This window comes from Qipengyuania gaetbuli, from assembly GCF_020171365.1.
GTDB classification, from domain to species: domain Bacteria; phylum Pseudomonadota; class Alphaproteobacteria; order Sphingomonadales; family Sphingomonadaceae; genus Qipengyuania; species Qipengyuania gaetbuli_B.
The window spans coordinates 1429306-1446839 of the sequence record NZ_JAIUZO010000002.1; the positions used below are offsets into that span (position 1 = coordinate 1429306).

Sequence of the window (17534 nt, forward strand, 5' to 3'; positions counted from 1 at the left end):
TGCGCGCAAGACGAAACCCGAGGATTCAATGACCGATCTGGCAACAATGCGGGACACCGCGCTCGCGCGTATCGAGGAAGCCGGCGATGCCGCCGCACTCGAGGCCCTGCGCGTGGAGTTCCTGGGCAAGCAGGGCTCCATCTCCGCACTGATGAAGACGCTGGGCAAGATGAGCCCGGAAGAGCGCCAGAGTGAAGCGCCGAAGATCCAGGCGCTGCGCACCGACGTCGCCGACGCGCTGGCCGCGCGCAAGGACGCTATCGACGCCGCTGCCCTCGAGGCTCGGCTCGCCACCGAAACGCTCGACCTCACCCTGCCTGCGCCGCACGCACCGCGCGGCAGCGTGCACCCGGTCAGCCAGGTGATGGACGAGCTTGCCGAAATCTTCGCCGACCTCGGCTTCTCGGTCGCCACCGGTCCGGAAATCGAGGACGACTGGCACAATTTCACTGCGCTCAACATGGCCGAAACGCACCCCGCGCGCGCCATGCACGACACCTTCTATTTCCCCGACGTGGATAGCGAAGGCCGCCGGATGCTGCTGCGCACGCATACCTCGCCGGTGCAGATCCGCTCGATGGTCGCACAGGGCGCGCCGATCCGCATCATCGCGCCGGGCCGTGTCTACCGCTCCGACAGCGACGCGACGCACACGCCGATGTTCCACCAGGTCGAAGGCCTCGTGATCGACAAGGGCATCCACCTCGGCCACCTCAAGTGGACGCTGGAAACCTTCCTCAAGGCCTTCTTCGAGCGCGACGATATCGTGCTGCGCCTGCGCCCCTCCTACTTCCCCTTCACCGAACCTTCGGTCGAGGTCGACGTGGGCTGGCAGGACGTCGGCGGACGCCGCGTCCTCGGCGGGGACGGCGATGCGCCGGGCCACGGCTGGATGGAACTGCTTGGGTCAGGCATGGTCAATGCCCGCGTGATCGAGTTCGCCGGGCTCGACCCGAAGGAATGGCAGGGTTTCGCATTCGGCGTGGGCGTCGATCGCCTCGCCATGCTCAAATACGGGATGGATGATTTGCGCGCGTTCTTCGACGGCGACCAGCGCTGGCTCGACCATTACGGCTTCTCGCCGTTCGACCAGCCGACCCTTTCCGCTGGCGTAGGAGCGAAGGCATGAAGTTCTCGCTCGAATGGCTCAAGTACTTCCTCGACACCGACGCGAGTGCGGCTGACATCGCGGCTGCGCTCAACCGTATCGGCCACGAGGTCGAGGGGATCGAGGACCCGGCTGAGCGCCTCGCCGGCTTCCGTGTCGCGAAAGTGCTGACCGCGGCCCCGCACCCCGATGCCGACAAGCTGCAGGTGCTCAGTGTCGACACCGGTGACGGCAATCCGTTGCAGGTCGTGTGCGGTGCGCCCAATGCGCGCGCCGGCATGAAGGGCGTGCTCGGTCTGCCCGGTGCGGTGGTTCCGGCAAACGGCATGGAACTGCGCAAGAGCGCGATCCGCGGCGTCGAATCGAACGGCATGATGTGCTCCGTGCGCGAACTCGAACTGGGCGACGAACACGACGGCATCATCGAACTGCCGGACGATGCGCCGGTCGGGACCAGCTTTGCCGAATACCATGACGCCTCGCCCGTCTTCGACGTGGCGATCACGCCCAACCGGCCCGATTGCATGGGCGTCTACGGCATCGCCCGCGATCTCGCCGCAGCCGGCGTCGGCACGTTCAAGCCGATCGAGATTCCGGCAATCGAGGCGAGCTTCGCCTGCCCGGTCGAAATCCGCACCGACGATCCAGAGGGTTGCCCGGCCTTCTATGGCCGCACCATCCGCGGCGTGTCGAACGGCGCCAGCCCCGAATGGATGCAGCGCCGCCTGATCGCGGCCGGCCAGCGCCCGATCTCGGCCATCGTCGACATCACCAATTACGTGATGCTCGCTTTCGGCCGCCCGGCGCACGCCTACGACCTTGCCAAGCTGACGGGTGCAGTTGTCGCCCGCCGCGCCAGGAACGGCGAACAGGTCGAGGCGCTGAACGAGAAGACTTACACGCTCGACGAGACCATGACTGTCATCGCCGACGATGCAGGCGTGCACGATGTCGCCGGCATCATGGGCGGCGAACATTCGGGCGTGACCGAGGGGACGACCGACGTCCTCCTCGAAGTCGCCTATTTCGATCCCGAGCGGATCGGCGTGACGGGCCGCAAGCTCGGCCTCGCCTCGGACGCGCGCACGCGGTTCGAGCGCGGCGTCGACCCGGCCTTCCTCGACGATGGCCTTGCCCTGCTGACCTCGCTCATCCAGCGCATCTGCGGCGGCGAGGCGAGCGAGGTGGTGCGCGCCGGCCAGCCGCCGGTGGAGCCGAAGGTCGTCGCCTTCGAACCCGCGCTGACCCGCGATCTTGGCGGCATCGACGTCGCCGAAGACGAGCAGCGCCGCATCCTGACCGCGCTCGAATTCAGTGTCGGCAGCGACTGGCAGGTGACCTGCCCGCCGCGCCGCCACGATATCGAGGGCCCGGCGGATCTCGTCGAAGAAGTGGTCCGCATCCACGGCCTCGACAATGTCGCCAGCGTCGCCCTGCCGCGCGCCGACGGCGTGGCGAAGCCCACCGCGACCCCGCTCCAGCAGACCGAGCGCAAGCTGCGCCGGGCAGCCGCCGCGCGCGGGCTGAACGAGGCGGTGACCTGGTCCTTCCTGCCCGCTGCGGAAGCCGCGCATTTCGGTGACGGCGCGCAGCTCTGGGCGCTCGACAACCCGATCAGCGAGGACATGAAGGTCATGCGCCCCTCGCTGCTGCCGGGCCTCGTCATGGCTGCCCGCCGCAACGCCAATCGCGGCGCGGACGCCTCGCGCCTGTTCGAGATCGGCCGCCGCTATTTCCGCGCAACCGACGGGTCGAGCGACGAGAAGCCGACGCTTGGCTTCGTGCTGGCGGGCGAGCGGACCCCGCGCGGCTGGGCCAATGGCAAGGCGCAAGGCTTCGATGCCTATGACGCCAAGGCCGAAGTCACGGCCCTGCTCGAAGCGGCAGGCGCGCCGGTCGCCAACCTCATGGTGATGGGAGAAGCCGGCGAACAGTTCCACCCGGGCCAGTCGGCCACCTTGCGGCTCGGCCCCAAGACAGTGCTTGCCCGCTTCGGCGCGTTGCACCCCAATACGCTGAAAGCGCTCGACATCGACGGGCCGGTGGTCGCGGGCGAGATTTTCCTCGACGCCATTCCCGCCAAGCGCGGCGGCGGCGGCTTTGCCCGCGCAGCCTATGCGCCGCCCGCGCTGCAGGCGGTCACGCGCGACTTCGCCTTCCTCGTGCCGGCAGGCCTTGCCGCAGGCGACCTGGTGAAGGCGGTGCGCGGCGCGGACAAGAAGTCGATCGTCGATGCCCGCGTGTTCGACGTTTTTGCCGGGCAGGGCGTGCCCGAAGGCAAGAAGTCGGTCGCGGTCGAGGTCATCCTCCAGCCGGGCGAGAAGACCTTCACCGACGAGGAGATCAAGGCGATCTCCGACAGCATCGTGGCAAGCGCGGCCAAGCAGGGCGCGGAGCTGCGCGGATGAAGACCGCGCTCGTCACCGGAGCCACTTCGGGCATTGGCGAGGCGACCGTGCGCGCACTGGTCGCCAGCGGCTGGCGCTGTGTGGCGACGGGGCGGCGCAAGGACCGGCTGGATGCGCTGGTCGAGGAACTGGGCGCGGACAAGGTCCATGCCGCCAGCTTCGACGTGCGCGACGAGGTGGCCCGCGATGCGGCGCTCTCCGGCCTGCCCGAAGCGTTTGCGGCCATCGACCTGCTGGTGAACAATGCCGGCCTCGCGCTCGGCACTGCGCCTGCGCAAAGCGCCGATCTCGACCAGTGGAAGACCATGATCGAGACGAACGTCACCGCGCTCGCCTCGATCACGCACAAGCTCCTGCCCGCGCTGATCGCGCGCAAGGGCGCGGTGATCAACGTCTCCAGCGTGGCGGCGACCTATCCCTATCCGGGCGGCAATGCTTATGGCGGGACCAAGGCCTTCGTGCGCCAGTTCAGCCTCGGCCTGCGCGCCGATCTGCACGGCACCGGCGTGCGCGTGTGTTCGATCGAGCCGGGCATGGTGGAAACCGAGTTCACGCTGGTACGCACCGGCGGCAACGAGGATGCCCACCAGGCGCTTTACGGCGGGGCGAACCCGATGACGGCGGACGATATCGCGGAAACGATCCGCTGGGTCGCGGAATTGCCGCCGCATCTCAATATCAACACGCTCGAACTGATGCCCGTCAGCCAGGATTTCGCCGGCTTCCGGATCGCGCGCGAGGGCTGAGCGGGGCCGGGGTCAGTTGCCCCAGCCTGCGCCCGAATCGCTGCTTTCGCCCCATTCGCTGCCGTAGCTGCTTTCGAAATCCGCCTGCTGTTCGTAGCGCGCCATGTCGGCGGCGGCGGCATTGGCGGCATCGACATGCTGCTTCATTTCAGGGTTCATCGCCATGGCGGCCTTGGCGTTGGGATTGCCCAGCGTCATGTCGAAGGGGCGCCCCTCGATCGCGGCGGCGACGTGTTCCTTGGCCAGCATCTGCATGACGCCCATCGCATGCGCTGCCATCGGGTCCTTCGACACGGCTTCGTCGAGCCGGTCCTTCACGCCTTCCGGGATGCTGAGTTCGGTGGAGACACGGCTGCCCGACCCGTCCGGCGTAATCGTGGTGACGAAATGCATCATCTCGCGCCCGCCAGCGCCCAGCAATGTGGTGACCACGGTATCGGGCGAAGGCTGCGTCACGCGGCTGCGCTTGATCTGGCTGCCGAGCACGTGGGTCGGCAGGTACGCGCCCTTGATCGCCTTGGCGACTTCGGCCGGCGGCTTTTCGTAATAATCGCCCGATGCACCGCAAGCGGCCAGCGAAACAGCCATGAACAGGGCGAGTATTGACTTGAACAGGCTCATTGTAATTCCCCCGAATATTATCGCCTGTTATAAATGCAGAGTGTTTCCATTCACTTAAAGCGCGCCCCTCGGGGCGGCGCGGTTAGCGGTGGACGCGGGGGCGCTTGCGGTCTAGCGGGCGGCGCATGGCGCAAGCGAATACCGATACCACCCAGTCCCGCCGCACTTTCGCGATCATCTCGCACCCTGACGCGGGCAAGACCACGCTGACCGAGAAGCTGCTGCTGACCGGCGGCGCGATCCACCTTGCCGGCGAGGTCAAGGCGCGCGGGGCGGCGCGGCGTGCGCGTTCGGACTGGATGAAGATCGAACAGCAGCGCGGGATCTCGGTCACTTCCAGCGTGATGACCTTCGAGCGTGACGGCATAACCTTCAACCTGCTCGACACGCCGGGGCACGAGGACTTCTCCGAAGACACCTACCGCACGCTCACCGCGGTCGATTCCGCCATCATGGTGATCGACGCGGCCAAGGGTATCGAGCCGCAGACGCGCAAGCTGTTCGAGGTCTGCCGCTTGCGCAGCGTGCCGATCATTACCTTCGTCAACAAGGTCGACCGCGAAGGGCGGCCGGTATTCGAACTGCTCGACGAGATCGCCGACATGCTCGCGCTCGACGTGTCTCCTCAGATGTACCCGGTCGGCATGGGCGGGGAATTCCAGGGCATCCTCGATTTCGCCAGCGGCGAAGTGGTTGTGCCCGAAGGCCCGTCGAAGGAATTCAAGGGCAAGCGGGTGGCCGGGTTCGACCTGCCCGACGCGATCGCCGAGAATGTCGAGCTGGCGCAGATCGGCTATCCCGAATTCGATCTCGACGCTTATCGCAGCGGCGACATGACGCCGGTCTATTTCGGCTCGGCGCTGAAGAACTTCGGGGTAACCGAACTGATCGAGGCGATTGCGAAATACGCCCCGCCGCCGCGCCCGCAGCCCGCCGGCGAAGAGCAGATTTCGCCCGACCGCGACGAGGTCACCGGCTTTATCTTCAAGGTGCAGGCCAACATGGACCCCAACCACCGCGACCGTATCGCTTTCATGCGGCAGGTCTCGGGCACCTTCAAGCGCGGCATGAAGCTGACCCCGTCCGGCCTCGGCAAGCCGATCGCGATCCACTCGCCCATCCTGTTCTTCGCGCAGGACCGCGAATTGGCGGACACGGCGCAGGCCGGCGACATCATCGGCATTCCCAACCACGGCACGCTGCGGGTCGGCGACACCTTGTCGGAAAAGAACCAGATCCGCTTCACCGGCCTGCCCAATTTCGCGCCCGAAATCCTGCGCCGCGTCCAGCTGGAAGACCCGACCAAGACCAAGCAATTGCGCAAGGCGCTGGACGATTTGTCCGAAGAAGGCGTGATCCAGGTCTTCTATCCCGAAATCGGCGGCCAGTGGATCGTCGGCGTGGTCGGGCAGCTCCAGCTCGAAGTGCTGATCAGCCGGCTCGAAGCGGAATACAAGGTCGAGGCACGCCTCGAAGCCTCTCCCTTCGCCACTGCCCGCTGGCTCAGGGGCGATGCCAGGGCGATGGACGAATTCGAGAAATTCAACCGCGCCAATCTGGCCAAGGACCGCGACGGCGATCTCGTTTTCATGGCCAAGAGCCCGTGGGACGTGAGCTACCAGCAGGAGAAGAATCCGGAGCTGGTTTTCTCGGCCACGAAGGAAAGGTGAGGTTGAATCAATTGTGGAGGCGTTGCAAAGCGCCTGCATGACGCTCACCGGACCGACTTCGCAGACCTTCATTTCGCAGCGCCTGCGGCTCAACTATCTCGACTGGGGCAACCGCGGCAAGCCGCCGCTGGTGCTCGTCCATGGCGGGCGCGACCATGCCCGCAGCTGGGACTGGGTGGCAGAGGAATTGCGCCAGGACTGGCACGTCGTCGCCATGGACCACCGCGGTCACGGCGATTCCGACTGGGTCAGCGACGGCAATTACCACGTGAACGACATGGTCTACGACCTTGCACAGCTCGTCCACCAGCTGGGCGTCGGACCGGTGACGATCGTCAGCCACTCGATGGGCGGCAATGTCTCGCTGCGCTATGCCGGCACCTTTCCCGACATGGTCACCAAGATCGTCGCGATCGAAGGGCTCGGGCCGAGCCCCAAGCGGCAGGCCGAAATGCGCGAGCGCCCCTATCCCGAACGCATGGCCGAATGGATCGGGCAGAAGCGCCGCGCCTCCGGCCGCATCCCGCGCAAGTACGAGAGCATCGAGACGGCCTTCGCCCGCATGATCGAGGAAAACAGCTACCTCACCGAGGAGCAGGCGCGCCATCTCACCATCCACGGGGTCAACCGCAACGAGGACGGCACCTACAGCTGGAAGTTCGATCCGCACCTTAACGTCTGGCCGGTGGAGGATATCGCCGACGAGTTCCTCCACCAGACCTGGGCGGCGATCAAGGCGCCCACGCTGCTGCTGTATGGCGCGGACAGCTGGGCTTCCAATCCGGAAGGTGATGGCAGGCTCGACCATTTCGCCAATGCGCGGGTGATCGAGTTCGAGAACGCAGGCCACTGGCTGCACCACGACCAGTTCGACCGCTTCATGGCGACGCTGGGAGAGTTTCTCTAGTGGCCGACTTCTTCGACGCGCTGGACGACAAGCACATCGCCATGATCGGCAAGCAGCCGGTCTTCTTTGTCGCCACCGCTGCCGAAGATGCCCGCATCAACCTGAGCCCGAAGGGCTACGATGCTTTCCGCGTGCTCGGCCCGCGGCGCGTCGCCTATCTCGACCTTGCCGGCTCGGGCAACGAGACCCACGCGCATCTGTCGAAGGATGGGCGCATTACCGTCATGTTCTGCAATTTCGACCGGCCTGCGTTGATCCTGCGGCTCTACGGTACGGGCCGCGCGGTCCTGCCGCAGGATGCGGACTGGGCGGAGCTGTCCGCGCATTTCGATTTGTTGCCGGGCACGCGGCAAATCTTCGATATCGCGGTCGAAAGCGTGCAGACCAGCTGCGGCTGGGGCGTGCCCTTCATGGAGTTCACGGACGAGCGTGCCACGCTGAAGAAGGCGCATGCGCAGTCCGATCCCGAAGAATGGCTCGCACGGGCAAAAGGCCGCGACCGGAGCATCGACGGAATCGAAGTGCGTACGACCGACCGCTACATTTCAGGCGAATAGAACGGCAGTGCGGCTCACCTTCGCCAGCTACAACATCCACAAGGCCGTCGGCCTCGATCGCAAGCGCGATCCCGACCGCATTCTCACGGTCCTGCATGAAATCGATGCCGACATCATCGCGCTGCAGGAAGTCGACCGGCGCATCGGCGACAGGGCGACGACCATCCCGCGTGCCGAGCTGGACGATACCCACTGGCGCGTCGTCGAGGTCGCGCGCAGGCCGCGCAGCATCGGCTGGCACGGCAATGCACTGCTGGTGCGCCGCGACCTGGAAGTGAGCGAAGGGGAGGCGCTCGACCTGCCGACACTGGAACCACGCGGCGCCGCGAGCGGAGAAATCCTTGTCGAAGGCCATGCGATCCGCGTGATCGGCACGCATCTCGACCTGTCAGGGCTTCGCCGCCGCGAACAGATCCGCTCGCTGCTCGGCCATGTCGAGGCCTGCGAGCGCAATTTGCCGACCGTCATCATGGGCGATTTCAACCAGTGGGGCCGAGCCACCGGCGCCATGCGCGAATTCACCAAGGACTGGATGGTCGTGACCCCCGGGCGCAGCTACCCCAGTCGCCAGCCCGTCGCCACGCTCGACCGGATCGTCGCCAGCAAGCACTGGCGCTGCATTTCGTCCGAAGTGCACCACACGGCCCTTTCGGCCGTCGCTTCCGACCATTTGCCGGTCGTGGCAACGCTCGAATTGCACAAAAAATAGCCACGCGCACATAAATTAGGCAGCCGGCGCACCGGGCGCACGGTTCTGCGTCTATGTTCCCCTCTCTGTGCAATTTGGCACGCTTCGTGCTGCATGTGCGAACGCCGGTGCTTGGCCGGTGCGCAGCCAGAGGGGTGAACGCGTGAAATACATCATCGCAGTCATCAAGCCGTTCAAGCTCGACGAGGTGCGCGAAGCCCTCGGCGGCATTGGAGTGGCGGGGATGACCGTGTCCGAGGTGAAAGGCTTCGGACGCCAGAAGGGGCAGACCGAGATTTATCGCGGTGCCGAATATTCCACCAACATGCTTCCCAAGGTGAAACTGGAAATCGCCGTCGCGGACAGTCTCGCACCGCAGGTGATCGAGACGATCCAGCAGACCGCCAGCACCGAAGCCATCGGCGACGGGAAGATCTTCGTTCTCGATCTCGCCGAAGTCACTCGCATCCGCACCGGCGAAACCGGCGAAACCGCGCTGTGAGCCGCAAGGAGACACTCATGACCATGCGTAAGTTCCTCTCCGGTGCCGCCGTGCTCGGAGCTTCCCTCACTGCCTCCACGGCAGCTTTCGCGCAGGAGGCCGCAGAAGCTGCCGCTGCCGTTCCCAACCCTGGCAACAATGCCTGGATGATGACCGCAACGGTCCTCGTCATGCTGATGATCATCCCCGGCCTGACGCTCTTCTACGGCGGCCTGACCCGCTCGAAGAACATGCTCTCGACCATGACCCAGATCGGCGCCACCGCCGCTCTGGCGATGATCATCTGGGTGATGTGGGGCTATTCGCTCGCCTTCGGCGACACCACTTATGAAGGCACCCTGGGCCTGTTCGTCAGCGGGGGCAGCTACTTCCTTGCCGGCACCGATGCGTCCAGCACCGCTGCAACCTTCACCGACGAGGTGATCAGCAAGTACGTCTTCATCAGCTTCCAGATGACCTTTGCGGCCATCACCGCGGCGCTGATCCTGGGCGCGACGGCAGAGCGCATGAAGTTCAACGCCGTCATGCTGTTCGTGCCGATCTGGCTGACCATCGTCTATTTCCCGATCGCCCACATGGTCTGGGCCGGCGGCGGCCTGCTGTTCGAAGACGGCGCGCTCGACTTCGCCGGCGGTACCGTGGTGCACATCAACGCCGGTGTCTCGGGCCTCGTCCTTGCCTACCTGCTCGGCAAGCGCCGCGGCTGGCCGCAGGAGCCCATGATGCCGCACAGCCTGACGCTGACCATGGTCGGCACGGGCCTGCTGTGGGTGGGCTGGTTCGGCTTCAACGCCGGTTCGGCACTCGAAGCCGACGGTTCGGCCGGTCTCGCCATGATCAACACCTTCGTCGCCACGGCGGCAGGTGCTCTGACCTGGATGGTGATCGAGCGGATGGCCGGTCACAAGGGTTCGGCCCTGGGCTTCTGTTCGGGCGTGATCGCCGGCCTCGTCGCCGTCACCCCGGCAGCCGGCAACTCGGGCCCCTTCGGCGCGATCCTGCTCGGCATCCTCGCCTCGGCGGTCTGCTACTTCTTCGTTGCCAAGGTGAAGGCCAAGTTCGGCTATGACGACAGCCTCGATGCATTCGGCATCCACGGCATCGGCGGCATCGTCGGCGCCATCGGCACGGCCGTGGTCTACCAGCCGTTCCTCGGCGGCCCCGGCGACGGCTCGACCGCGCTCGGTGCGCAGCTCGGCGTGCAGGTCTTCAGCGTCATCGTCACCATCGCCTGGGCAGGTATCGGCACGCTCATCGCCGGCCTGATCGTCAAGACTGCAATCGGCCTCCGGGTGACCGAGGAAGACGAGGTCAACGGGCTCGACATCTCCGAACACGGGGAGCGCGCCTACAACTGACAACCGACTTGGCGGGGCCGCCCACTCTCTCCTCTCTCTCCCCGGGCGGCCCCGCCCACCGATGTTCCTCCTGCGAACACAAGACTAGCCACAGGCCGGAGCCCGCGGGTTCCGGCCTTTTTTTGTTGCGCAAAGGCCACACGGTTTTCCCGTTTGTTGCGGGCGTTTCGTTGCAATTGTAAAAAATTCGCAATAGACCGGCGTGCATCGCGGCAACACGAATTGCCGCCGACAACAGGAGGAGGGAAAATATGCTACGGAAAACCCGTTCCCAATTTCGCACGCGCGCCGCGTTCCTGAGCGGTGCCGCAGGCATCGCGATGGCGGTCCCGGCCGCTGCGCAGGACGCCCAGACGCAGATCCGCACGGACTCGGTTTCGGATGCGCCGGCCATCATCGTGACCGGTACCCGCCAGTCCGACCGCTCGGCCGCTGACACCGTCGCGCCGGTCGATATCGTTTCCGCAGCCGAGCTGTCGAACAACGCCGATAGCGACATCGGCAACGTCCTTCGCGTTTCGGTTCCCTCCTTCAACGTCGGCACCCAGCCGATCTCCGACGCGGCGACGCTGGTGCGTCCGGCCAACCTTCGCGGCCTTTCGCCCGACAACACCCTCGTCCTTGTCAACGGCAAGCGCCAGCACCGCGCCGCTGTCATCGCCTTCCTCGGCGGCGGCATCTCGGATGGCTCGCAGGGCCCCGACATCTCGGTCATCCCGTCGATCGCCATCAAGCAGCTCGAAGTCCTGCGCGACGGTGCATCCTCGCAATACGGTTCGGACGCCATCGCAGGCGTGCTGAACTTCATCCTCAAGGACAGCCCCGAAGGCGGCACGATTTCCGGCCAGTGGGGTGAAACCTACGAAGGTGACGGTGACACTTACACCATCGCTGCCAATGTCGGCGTTCCGCTGGGCTCGACCGGCTTCCTCAACCTGTCGGCCGAATATGGCGAACAGGACGCAACTGTGCGTTCCGTCCAGCGCGACGATGCCGCAGCCCTGATCGCTGCCGGCAACACCGCCGTTGCCGACCCGGCCCAGATCTGGGGCCAGCCAAACGTCAACGACGACTTCAAGATCTTCGCCAACTTCGGCGTCGACCTGACCGATGCGATCGAACTCTACGCATTCGGCAACTATGCCGAGCGTAACGTCGATGGCGGGTTCTTCTTCCGCAACCCGACCAATCGCGGCGGCGTCTATGCCGGTCCGACGGTCGATCCGGCCACCGGCCAGCCGCTCGCCGCTTCGGCAGGCGGTGTGCCTTCGGTCCTCGTGGGTGACCTTTCGAACACCACTGCGGGCGACTGCCCGGCGGGTATCCCGCTGACGCAGGGCGGCCTGATCCCCGATCCGACGATCCTGGCTCAGGTCAGCGCCGATGCGAACTGCTTCAGCTTCGTCGAACTGTTCCCGGGCGGCTTCACCCCGCGCTTCGGCGGCGATATCGAGGACTACTCGATTGCAGCCGGTATCCGCGGGCAGATCCTTGGCGGGCTCGATTTCGACCTCAGCTATCGTCACGGGCGCAACAAGTCGTCCTTTGCGATCCGCAACACGGTCAACGCTTCGCTTGGCCCGAACACGCCGACCGAATTCAACCCGGGCGGCTATTCGCAGACCGAGAACGTGATCAACCTCGACCTCGGCTATGAAATCCCGGTCGGCGGCGGCAGCGTCTATGTCGCGGCCGGTGCGGAATATCGCGACGAGGAATTCGGCATCACTGCCGGCGATGCGGCTTCGTTCGAACTGGGCCCGCTTGCCCAGCCGACGGCTGCCTACCCGACGGGCCAGGGTTTCTCGACCAGCTCCAACGGCTTCCCGGGCTTCGCCACCAATGCGGCGGGCACCAGCAAGGAAGACAACAAGGCAGCTTACATCGACATCGAAGCCGACCTCATCGACGCGCTGACCCTGCAGGGTGCGGTTCGATACGAGGACACCAAGAGCTTCGGCGATACGCTGACCTGGAAGCTGGGCGGCCTGTTCAAGGTCTCGGACGCATGGCGCATTCGCGGTACCTATTCGACCGGCTTCCACGTCCCGACCGCGGGCCAGGCGAACGTCATCAACGTGACCACCCAGTTCTCGAACGGCCAGCTGCAGGATGAAGGCACCTTCCCGCTCTTCAGCCCCGCGGGCCTGATCGCTTCGGACTACATCGCGGATACCGTCGCCAATGGCGGTCTCGGCCTCGACCGCCCGACCCTCGGGCCCGAAAAGGCCGACAGCTTCACGCTGGGTATCGCGGGTGACATGGGCGATTTCTCGGTCACGCTCGACTACTTCAACATCAAGCTGAAGGACCGCATCTCGCGTTCCTCGACGATCGATTTCCCGGCAGCGCTTTGCTACCTGGCCGATCGCGAGAACGTGGCGAACAATTGCACGGCAAGCTTCACGCCGACCCCGGCCGAACTGCTCACGCAGCTCGACGCGGCAGGCGTGATCGACCGGAACGACTTCACCGGCTTTGAAGACCTGGTGGCCTTCACCTTCTTCAACAATGACTTCGACACCCGCACGCAGGGTCTCGACTTCGTTGCCAACGCCCGGTTCTATCCGATCGAGGGCGGCACCACGCGTGCCACGCTGGCAATCAACTACACCGAGACCGAAGTCACCGACGTTGGCCAGACCATCTCGGCGACCCGTGTCCGCCAGCTCGAAGAAGGCCTGCCCAAGTGGAAGGGCTTCCTCAACATCACCCACGAACAGGGCCGTTTCCGCGGCTTCGTGCGGGCCAACTATTTCGGCAGCTACTACGAGGCCCACCTCGAAGACGAAACGCTGCCGATCGATGCCAATGCCGAACTGACCTTCGATGCCGAACTGGCCTACGAAGCGTTCGATGGCCTCGAACTGGCAGTCGGCGCGCAGAACGTGTTCGACAACTACCCGATCGAGAACCCGTATTCGGGCATCGTCGGGGCCAAGTACGGGGAGCGTTCGCCGTTCGGCTTCAACGGCGGCAGCTACTACCTGCGCGCCCGCTTCCAGTGGTAAGCGCATAACAGTCTGGGGAGAGGAAAGGGGCGGCCGCAAGGTCGCCCCTTTTCAATTGGAGAATTCCATGCTGACGATCCGCCTTGCTACGCTCGACGATATCGATGCGATCAGCAGCCTCATGGAGCGTTCGATCGAGGAATTGCAACACGGCTATCTGACGCCCGAGCAGGTGCAGGCGTCCAAGGCGGGCATGGGCCTCGACCGCGTGCTGATCGAGGATGGGACCTATTTCTGCGTCGAGGAAGGCGATGCCTTGGCGGGCTGCGGCGGCTGGTCGCGCCGGGCCACCCTATACGGCGGCAACCATTCGGCAGGCCGCGATCCGCGCCTGCTCGATCCGGCAACCGAACGCGCCCGGATCAGGGCGATGTACACCCATCCCGATCACATCCGCAAAGGGGTGGGCCGAATGATCCTCGAAGCGGGCGAGGAAGCCGCGCGCGCGGAAGGTTTCCGCGAAATCGAGATGGCCGCGACCATGGCGGGCAAGCCGTTCTACGAGCGCTGCGGCTATGTCGTGGAGAGCGAATGGTTCGACACCAATGGCGCCGTGCCCGTCCCGCTCGCGACGATGGCGAAGGCGCTCTAGACCTCGCGGATCAGGTACAGGCCTGCGACCGCCGCCAGCGCGAACCATATCGCTAGGACGAGCAGCAGCCCGACCATGGAATTGGGCCGTTCCGCCAGCTTTCCTGCACGTTCGCGTAACTCTGCCATCAGCGGGGCGGGAATGAGCTTCAGCACAAGCCAGATGCCCGCCGGGACGATCAGCAGGTCGTCGAGCAGCCCCAGCACCGGGATAAAGTCGGGGATCAGGTCGATCGGGCTCAGCGCGTAAGCGGCCACCGCCCCGGCAAGCAGCTTGGCGGCCAGCGGCGTGCGATGGTCGCGCGCCGCCAGCCACAGTGCGAGCGTGTCCCGCTTGAGCGCCTTTGCCCAGTCGCGCAGGCTAGGCAGCCAGCGCCGCCTTCACGAAATCGGCACAGCGTTCGCCGATCATGATGCTCGGCGCATTGGTGTTGCCCGAGACGAGGCGCGGCATGATCGAGGCGTCGGCGATCCACAGTCCGTCGATACCGCGTGCCTTGAGGGTCGGATCGACCACCGCGTCCTCGTCTGCGCCCATGCGGCAGGTGCCGACGGGGTGGTAGACCGTGTCGGCGCGATTGCGGATCAGCTCGTCCAGCTGTGCATCGTCGTCGATGTCGATGGGGTAACGGTCGCGCGGCTCGAACGCCTGTAGCGAGGGCGAGCCCGCGATACGGTGCGACAGGCGCACGCCTTCGCGCAAGGTCGCGAGGTCGCGTTCCTCGCCGAGGAAATTGGGATCGATCACCGGCGCATCGGCAGCATTGCGGCTGCCCAGCCTGACGGTGCCGCGGCTTTCGGGCCTGAGGATACAGGCATGGAGCGAGAAGCCATGACCCTTCACCTTGGTGCGGCCGTGGTCTTCCAGCATCGCCGGCACGAAATGCCACTGGATGTCGGGCGCAGGTGCATCGGGCATGACGGTCCAGAACCCGCCTGCCTCGGCATAGGGCGAGGTCCACGGCCCGGTCTTGTGACGGCGGTGTTCGATCAGCCCCTTGGCCATGCGGATGGTGCCCTTGAGGCTGTCCCCCAGCAGGTCCTGGTTGGGGCTTTCCCAGCTCGACACGTAATCGAGGTGGTCCTGCAGGTCCGAGCCCACCGCAGCTTTGTCGAGCACGACATCGATCCCGTGCTCTTTCAGATGCGCACCGGGGCCGATGCCCGAAAGCATCAGGATCTGCGGCGAATTGAATGCGCCGGCGCTCAGCACCACGCCGCCGCGCGCCTTGACGGTGCGGCTGCGCTTGCCGACCGAATAAGTCACGCCGGTTACCCGCCCGTTCTCGATCTCCAGCTTCTGGACGGTCACGCCGATGCGCACGTCGAGGTTTCGGCTGCTGCGCAGCGGCTCGACATAGGCGCGCGCTGCGGACCAGCGTTCGCCGTCCTTTTGCGTGACCTGGTAAAGGCCGAAGCCTTCCTGCTTTTCGCCATTGAAATCGGCATTGCGCGGAAGCTGCAGCTCGCTCGCCGCCTCGATGAAGGCGAGACTGCCGGGATTGGGAGTTTTCTGGTCCGACACGAACAGCGGCCCGTCGGCGCCGTGATAGGCATTCTCGCCGCGCTCGTTCTGCTCGGCGCGTTTGAAATAGGGCAGCACGTCGTCATAGGCCCAGCCGGTGCAGCCGAGGCTCGCCCAATTGTCGTAATCCCAGCGGTGGCCGCGGATATAGACCATGGCATTGATGGCGGAGGATCCGCCGAGCCCTTTGCCGCGCGGCTGGTAGCCGATGCGGCCGTTGAGGCCCTTCTGGGGGACGGTCTCGAAGCGGTAATTGATCTTGTCGGTGCTGAAAGCGAGCATGCCCGGGATCGTCACCCTGAAGCCATCGTTCCGCCCGCCAGCCTCGAGCAGGCAAACGCTTTTTCCTGCTTCTGCGAGGCGGCCTGCAACCGCGCTCCCGCCGCTGCCGCCACCGACAACCACTACGTCGAATTCGTCCATGGGTACTCCTCTCGATTCGAGAGGTTAGGCAGGCTCGGCCTCGCCCGCAATCGGGTTTTCGGTTGAAACCGATTTTGTCTGCTCGCCCTGCCGTTCCAGCCAGCGCTGGCGGATCATGTCGGAGGTTTCGCGGCTGCCGTCATGGGTCCAGCCGGGTTCGCGCAGCAGGTAGCCGAGCTTGCTGCCCCAGGGCGCGCGCCACATGTCCTGCACGATGCCGATCCATTCGTGGAACACGGCCCACAGCAGGTTGAAGCTGCCGAGTTGCTTGACGATGCCGTAACGGATTTTCTCGTCGTCCACTTCGGCCTCGAACGTGCCGAACATCCTGTCCCAGACGATGAAGACGCCGGCGTAATTGCGGTCGAGATAGCGCGGGTTGGTCGCATGGTGGACGCGGTGGTGGCTGGGCGTGTTCATCACAGCCTCGAACCAGCGCGGCATCCGCCCGATCGCTTCGGTGTGGATCCAGAATTGGTAGATCAGGTTGAAGCCGGCGCAGATGGCGATCATCCCGGGATGGAAGCCGATGAGCACCAGCGGCAGCTTGAATGCGAAGCCCAGCGTCAGGAAGCCGGTCCACGTCTGTCGCAGTGCGGTGCTGAGGTTGTAGTGCTGGCTCGAATGGTGGTTCACATGGCTCGCCCAGAACCAGCGCACCCGGTGGCCGAACCGGTGCACCCAGTAATAGGCGAGGTCGTCGAGCACGAAGCACAGGGCAAAGGCCCACCAAGTCCACGGCACGTCGAACAGGCGGAACTGCCAGGCCCACAGGAACAGTGCGAGGAAAGCGCCGCCGAAGATCAGTCCCGAAACGGTGCTGCCGAGGCCGAAGGCGAGGCTGGTCAGCGTGTCCTTCGGTTCATAGGCGCGCGGGTTGCGGCGGCGGGCCCAGATCATCTCGATCAGGACGAGGGCCACGAAACCGGGCACGGCAAGTTCGGTGGGCGAGAAATCGGGCATGGCGGATCAGCCTTCTATCGCCTCGATCGCCTGCATCCAAGCATCGGCATCATCGACGCGCAGCCGCGCAGTGCCATACCGCTTCTCGGCGGTGTCGATCACCAGCGCATCGCCTTCGAGCCGGGCCCTGGCGGCGGCTGTAAGGATACGCCCCGCAAAATGCGTGCCGTGCGGGCGCAGCAGGAGGATGCGGCCCTGTGCATCGCGCAGCAGCGCGCCGCGACCATCGGCATCAAGCGCGAGAGCGACGGCACCGAAGCCGCTGACCGCTTCCTCTGCCGCTTCCAGTGCCTCTTCGCGCGACTCGAGCCTCCGCTCGGGACCGAGCTTTATCGCCCACGCTATTGCAGCGAGCGCGAGGATGGCGACGAGTGAGCCGAGAAACTGGAAGAGAGCGGGGGGCAAATCCATGGGAAGGACGGATTGGCATGGCAGCAAGTTTGCGGCAAGCAGCAA

Annotated in this window: 16 protein-coding genes; 11 read left to right on the forward strand and 5 right to left on the reverse strand. The window is 65.3% G+C overall.

All coding sequences use genetic code 11. From position 1 onward, the window contains the following. Nucleotides 1-28 precede the first annotated feature (28 nt). Genes pheS through LCL94_RS07685 form a run of 3 tightly spaced genes read left to right on the forward strand, consistent with a single transcriptional unit; the run spans nt 29 to nt 4262 of the window. A complete protein-coding gene (gene pheS, locus LCL94_RS07675; protein ID WP_224831686.1) occupies nt 29-1129 on the forward strand; it encodes a phenylalanine--tRNA ligase subunit alpha in 1101 nt (366 codons plus the stop codon). Next, on the forward strand, nt 1126-3516 hold the full coding sequence (gene pheT / locus LCL94_RS07680; RefSeq protein WP_224831687.1) for a phenylalanine--tRNA ligase subunit beta: 2391 nt from the start codon (nt 1126-1128) through the stop codon (nt 3514-3516). The genes pheS and pheT overlap by 4 nt, the downstream gene beginning before the upstream one ends. After that, the gene (locus LCL94_RS07685; protein WP_224831688.1) at nt 3513-4262 is read left to right on the forward strand and encodes an SDR family NAD(P)-dependent oxidoreductase; all 750 of its coding nucleotides are present in this window, start codon (nt 3513-3515) and stop codon (nt 4260-4262) included. Before pheT ends, LCL94_RS07685 begins: the two co-directional genes overlap by 4 nt. Before the next feature lie 12 nt (nt 4263-4274). Here the strand turns inward: LCL94_RS07685 and LCL94_RS07690 are convergent, their stop codons facing one another. Further along, entirely contained in the window at nt 4275-4883 is a 609-nt protein-coding gene (locus LCL94_RS07690) for a hypothetical protein (RefSeq protein WP_224831689.1), read from the reverse strand. A gap of 125 nt (nt 4884-5008) precedes the next feature. On the opposite strand from LCL94_RS07690, the gene LCL94_RS07695 reads away from it, so the two are divergent. The 8 genes from LCL94_RS07695 (at nt 5009) to LCL94_RS07730 (ending at nt 14168) form a co-directional block, all read left to right on the forward strand. Further along, entirely contained in the window at nt 5009-6553 is a 1545-nt protein-coding gene (locus LCL94_RS07695; RefSeq protein WP_224831690.1) for a peptide chain release factor 3, read from the forward strand. Between the two features lie 37 nt (nt 6554-6590). Continuing rightward, nucleotides 6591-7460: an alpha/beta fold hydrolase gene (locus LCL94_RS07700; protein WP_224831691.1), complete on the forward strand. Its 870-nt coding sequence runs from the start codon at nt 6591-6593 to the stop codon at nt 7458-7460. Then, nucleotides 7460-8017, forward strand: coding sequence for a pyridoxamine 5'-phosphate oxidase family protein (locus LCL94_RS07705; protein ID WP_224831692.1), 558 nt, complete (start codon nt 7460-7462; stop codon nt 8015-8017). The genes LCL94_RS07700 and LCL94_RS07705 overlap by 1 nt, the downstream gene beginning before the upstream one ends. A gap of 7 nt (nt 8018-8024) precedes the next feature. Continuing rightward, on the forward strand, nt 8025-8726 hold the full coding sequence (locus LCL94_RS07710) for an endonuclease/exonuclease/phosphatase family protein (RefSeq protein ID WP_224831693.1): 702 nt from the start codon (nt 8025-8027) through the stop codon (nt 8724-8726). Between the two features lie 142 nt (nt 8727-8868). Beyond that, nucleotides 8869-9207 carry a P-II family nitrogen regulator gene (locus LCL94_RS07715; RefSeq protein ID WP_224831694.1) on the forward strand — a complete coding sequence of 113 codons (339 nt, stop codon included), beginning with the start codon at nt 8869-8871 and terminating at the stop codon, nt 9205-9207. Between the two features lie 17 nt (nt 9208-9224). Beyond that, entirely contained in the window at nt 9225-10565 is a 1341-nt protein-coding gene (locus tag LCL94_RS07720; RefSeq protein WP_224831695.1) for an ammonium transporter, read from the forward strand. A 251-nt stretch (nt 10566-10816) separates the two neighbouring features. Next, nucleotides 10817-13576, forward strand: coding sequence for a TonB-dependent receptor plug domain-containing protein (locus tag LCL94_RS07725; RefSeq protein ID WP_224831696.1), 2760 nt, complete (start codon nt 10817-10819; stop codon nt 13574-13576). A gap of 67 nt (nt 13577-13643) precedes the next feature. Then, nucleotides 13644-14168, forward strand: coding sequence for a GNAT family N-acetyltransferase (locus tag LCL94_RS07730; protein ID WP_224831697.1), 525 nt, complete (start codon nt 13644-13646; stop codon nt 14166-14168). Here the strand turns inward: LCL94_RS07730 and LCL94_RS07735 are convergent. From LCL94_RS07735 to LCL94_RS07750, 4 genes are read right to left on the reverse strand one after another with little or no spacing between them, the layout of a single operon-like run. Continuing rightward, the gene (locus tag LCL94_RS07735; RefSeq protein ID WP_224832680.1) at nt 14165-14536 is read right to left on the reverse strand and encodes a YkvA family protein; all 372 of its coding nucleotides are present in this window, start codon (nt 14534-14536) and stop codon (nt 14165-14167) included. The two genes, LCL94_RS07730 and LCL94_RS07735, sit on opposite strands and share 4 nt — an antisense overlap. Beyond that, nucleotides 14529-16115 carry a GMC family oxidoreductase gene (locus LCL94_RS07740; RefSeq protein WP_224831698.1) on the reverse strand — a complete coding sequence of 529 codons (1587 nt, stop codon included), beginning with the start codon at nt 16113-16115 and terminating at the stop codon, nt 14529-14531. The genes LCL94_RS07735 and LCL94_RS07740 overlap by 8 nt, the downstream gene beginning before the upstream one ends. Before the next feature lie 24 nt (nt 16116-16139). After that, nucleotides 16140-17078, reverse strand: coding sequence for a sterol desaturase family protein (locus LCL94_RS07745; RefSeq protein WP_224831699.1), 939 nt, complete (start codon nt 17076-17078; stop codon nt 16140-16142). A gap of 6 nt (nt 17079-17084) precedes the next feature. Next, a complete protein-coding gene (locus tag LCL94_RS07750) occupies nt 17085-17489 on the reverse strand; it encodes a hypothetical protein (protein WP_224831700.1) in 405 nt (134 codons plus the stop codon). Nucleotides 17490-17534 lie beyond the last annotated feature (45 nt).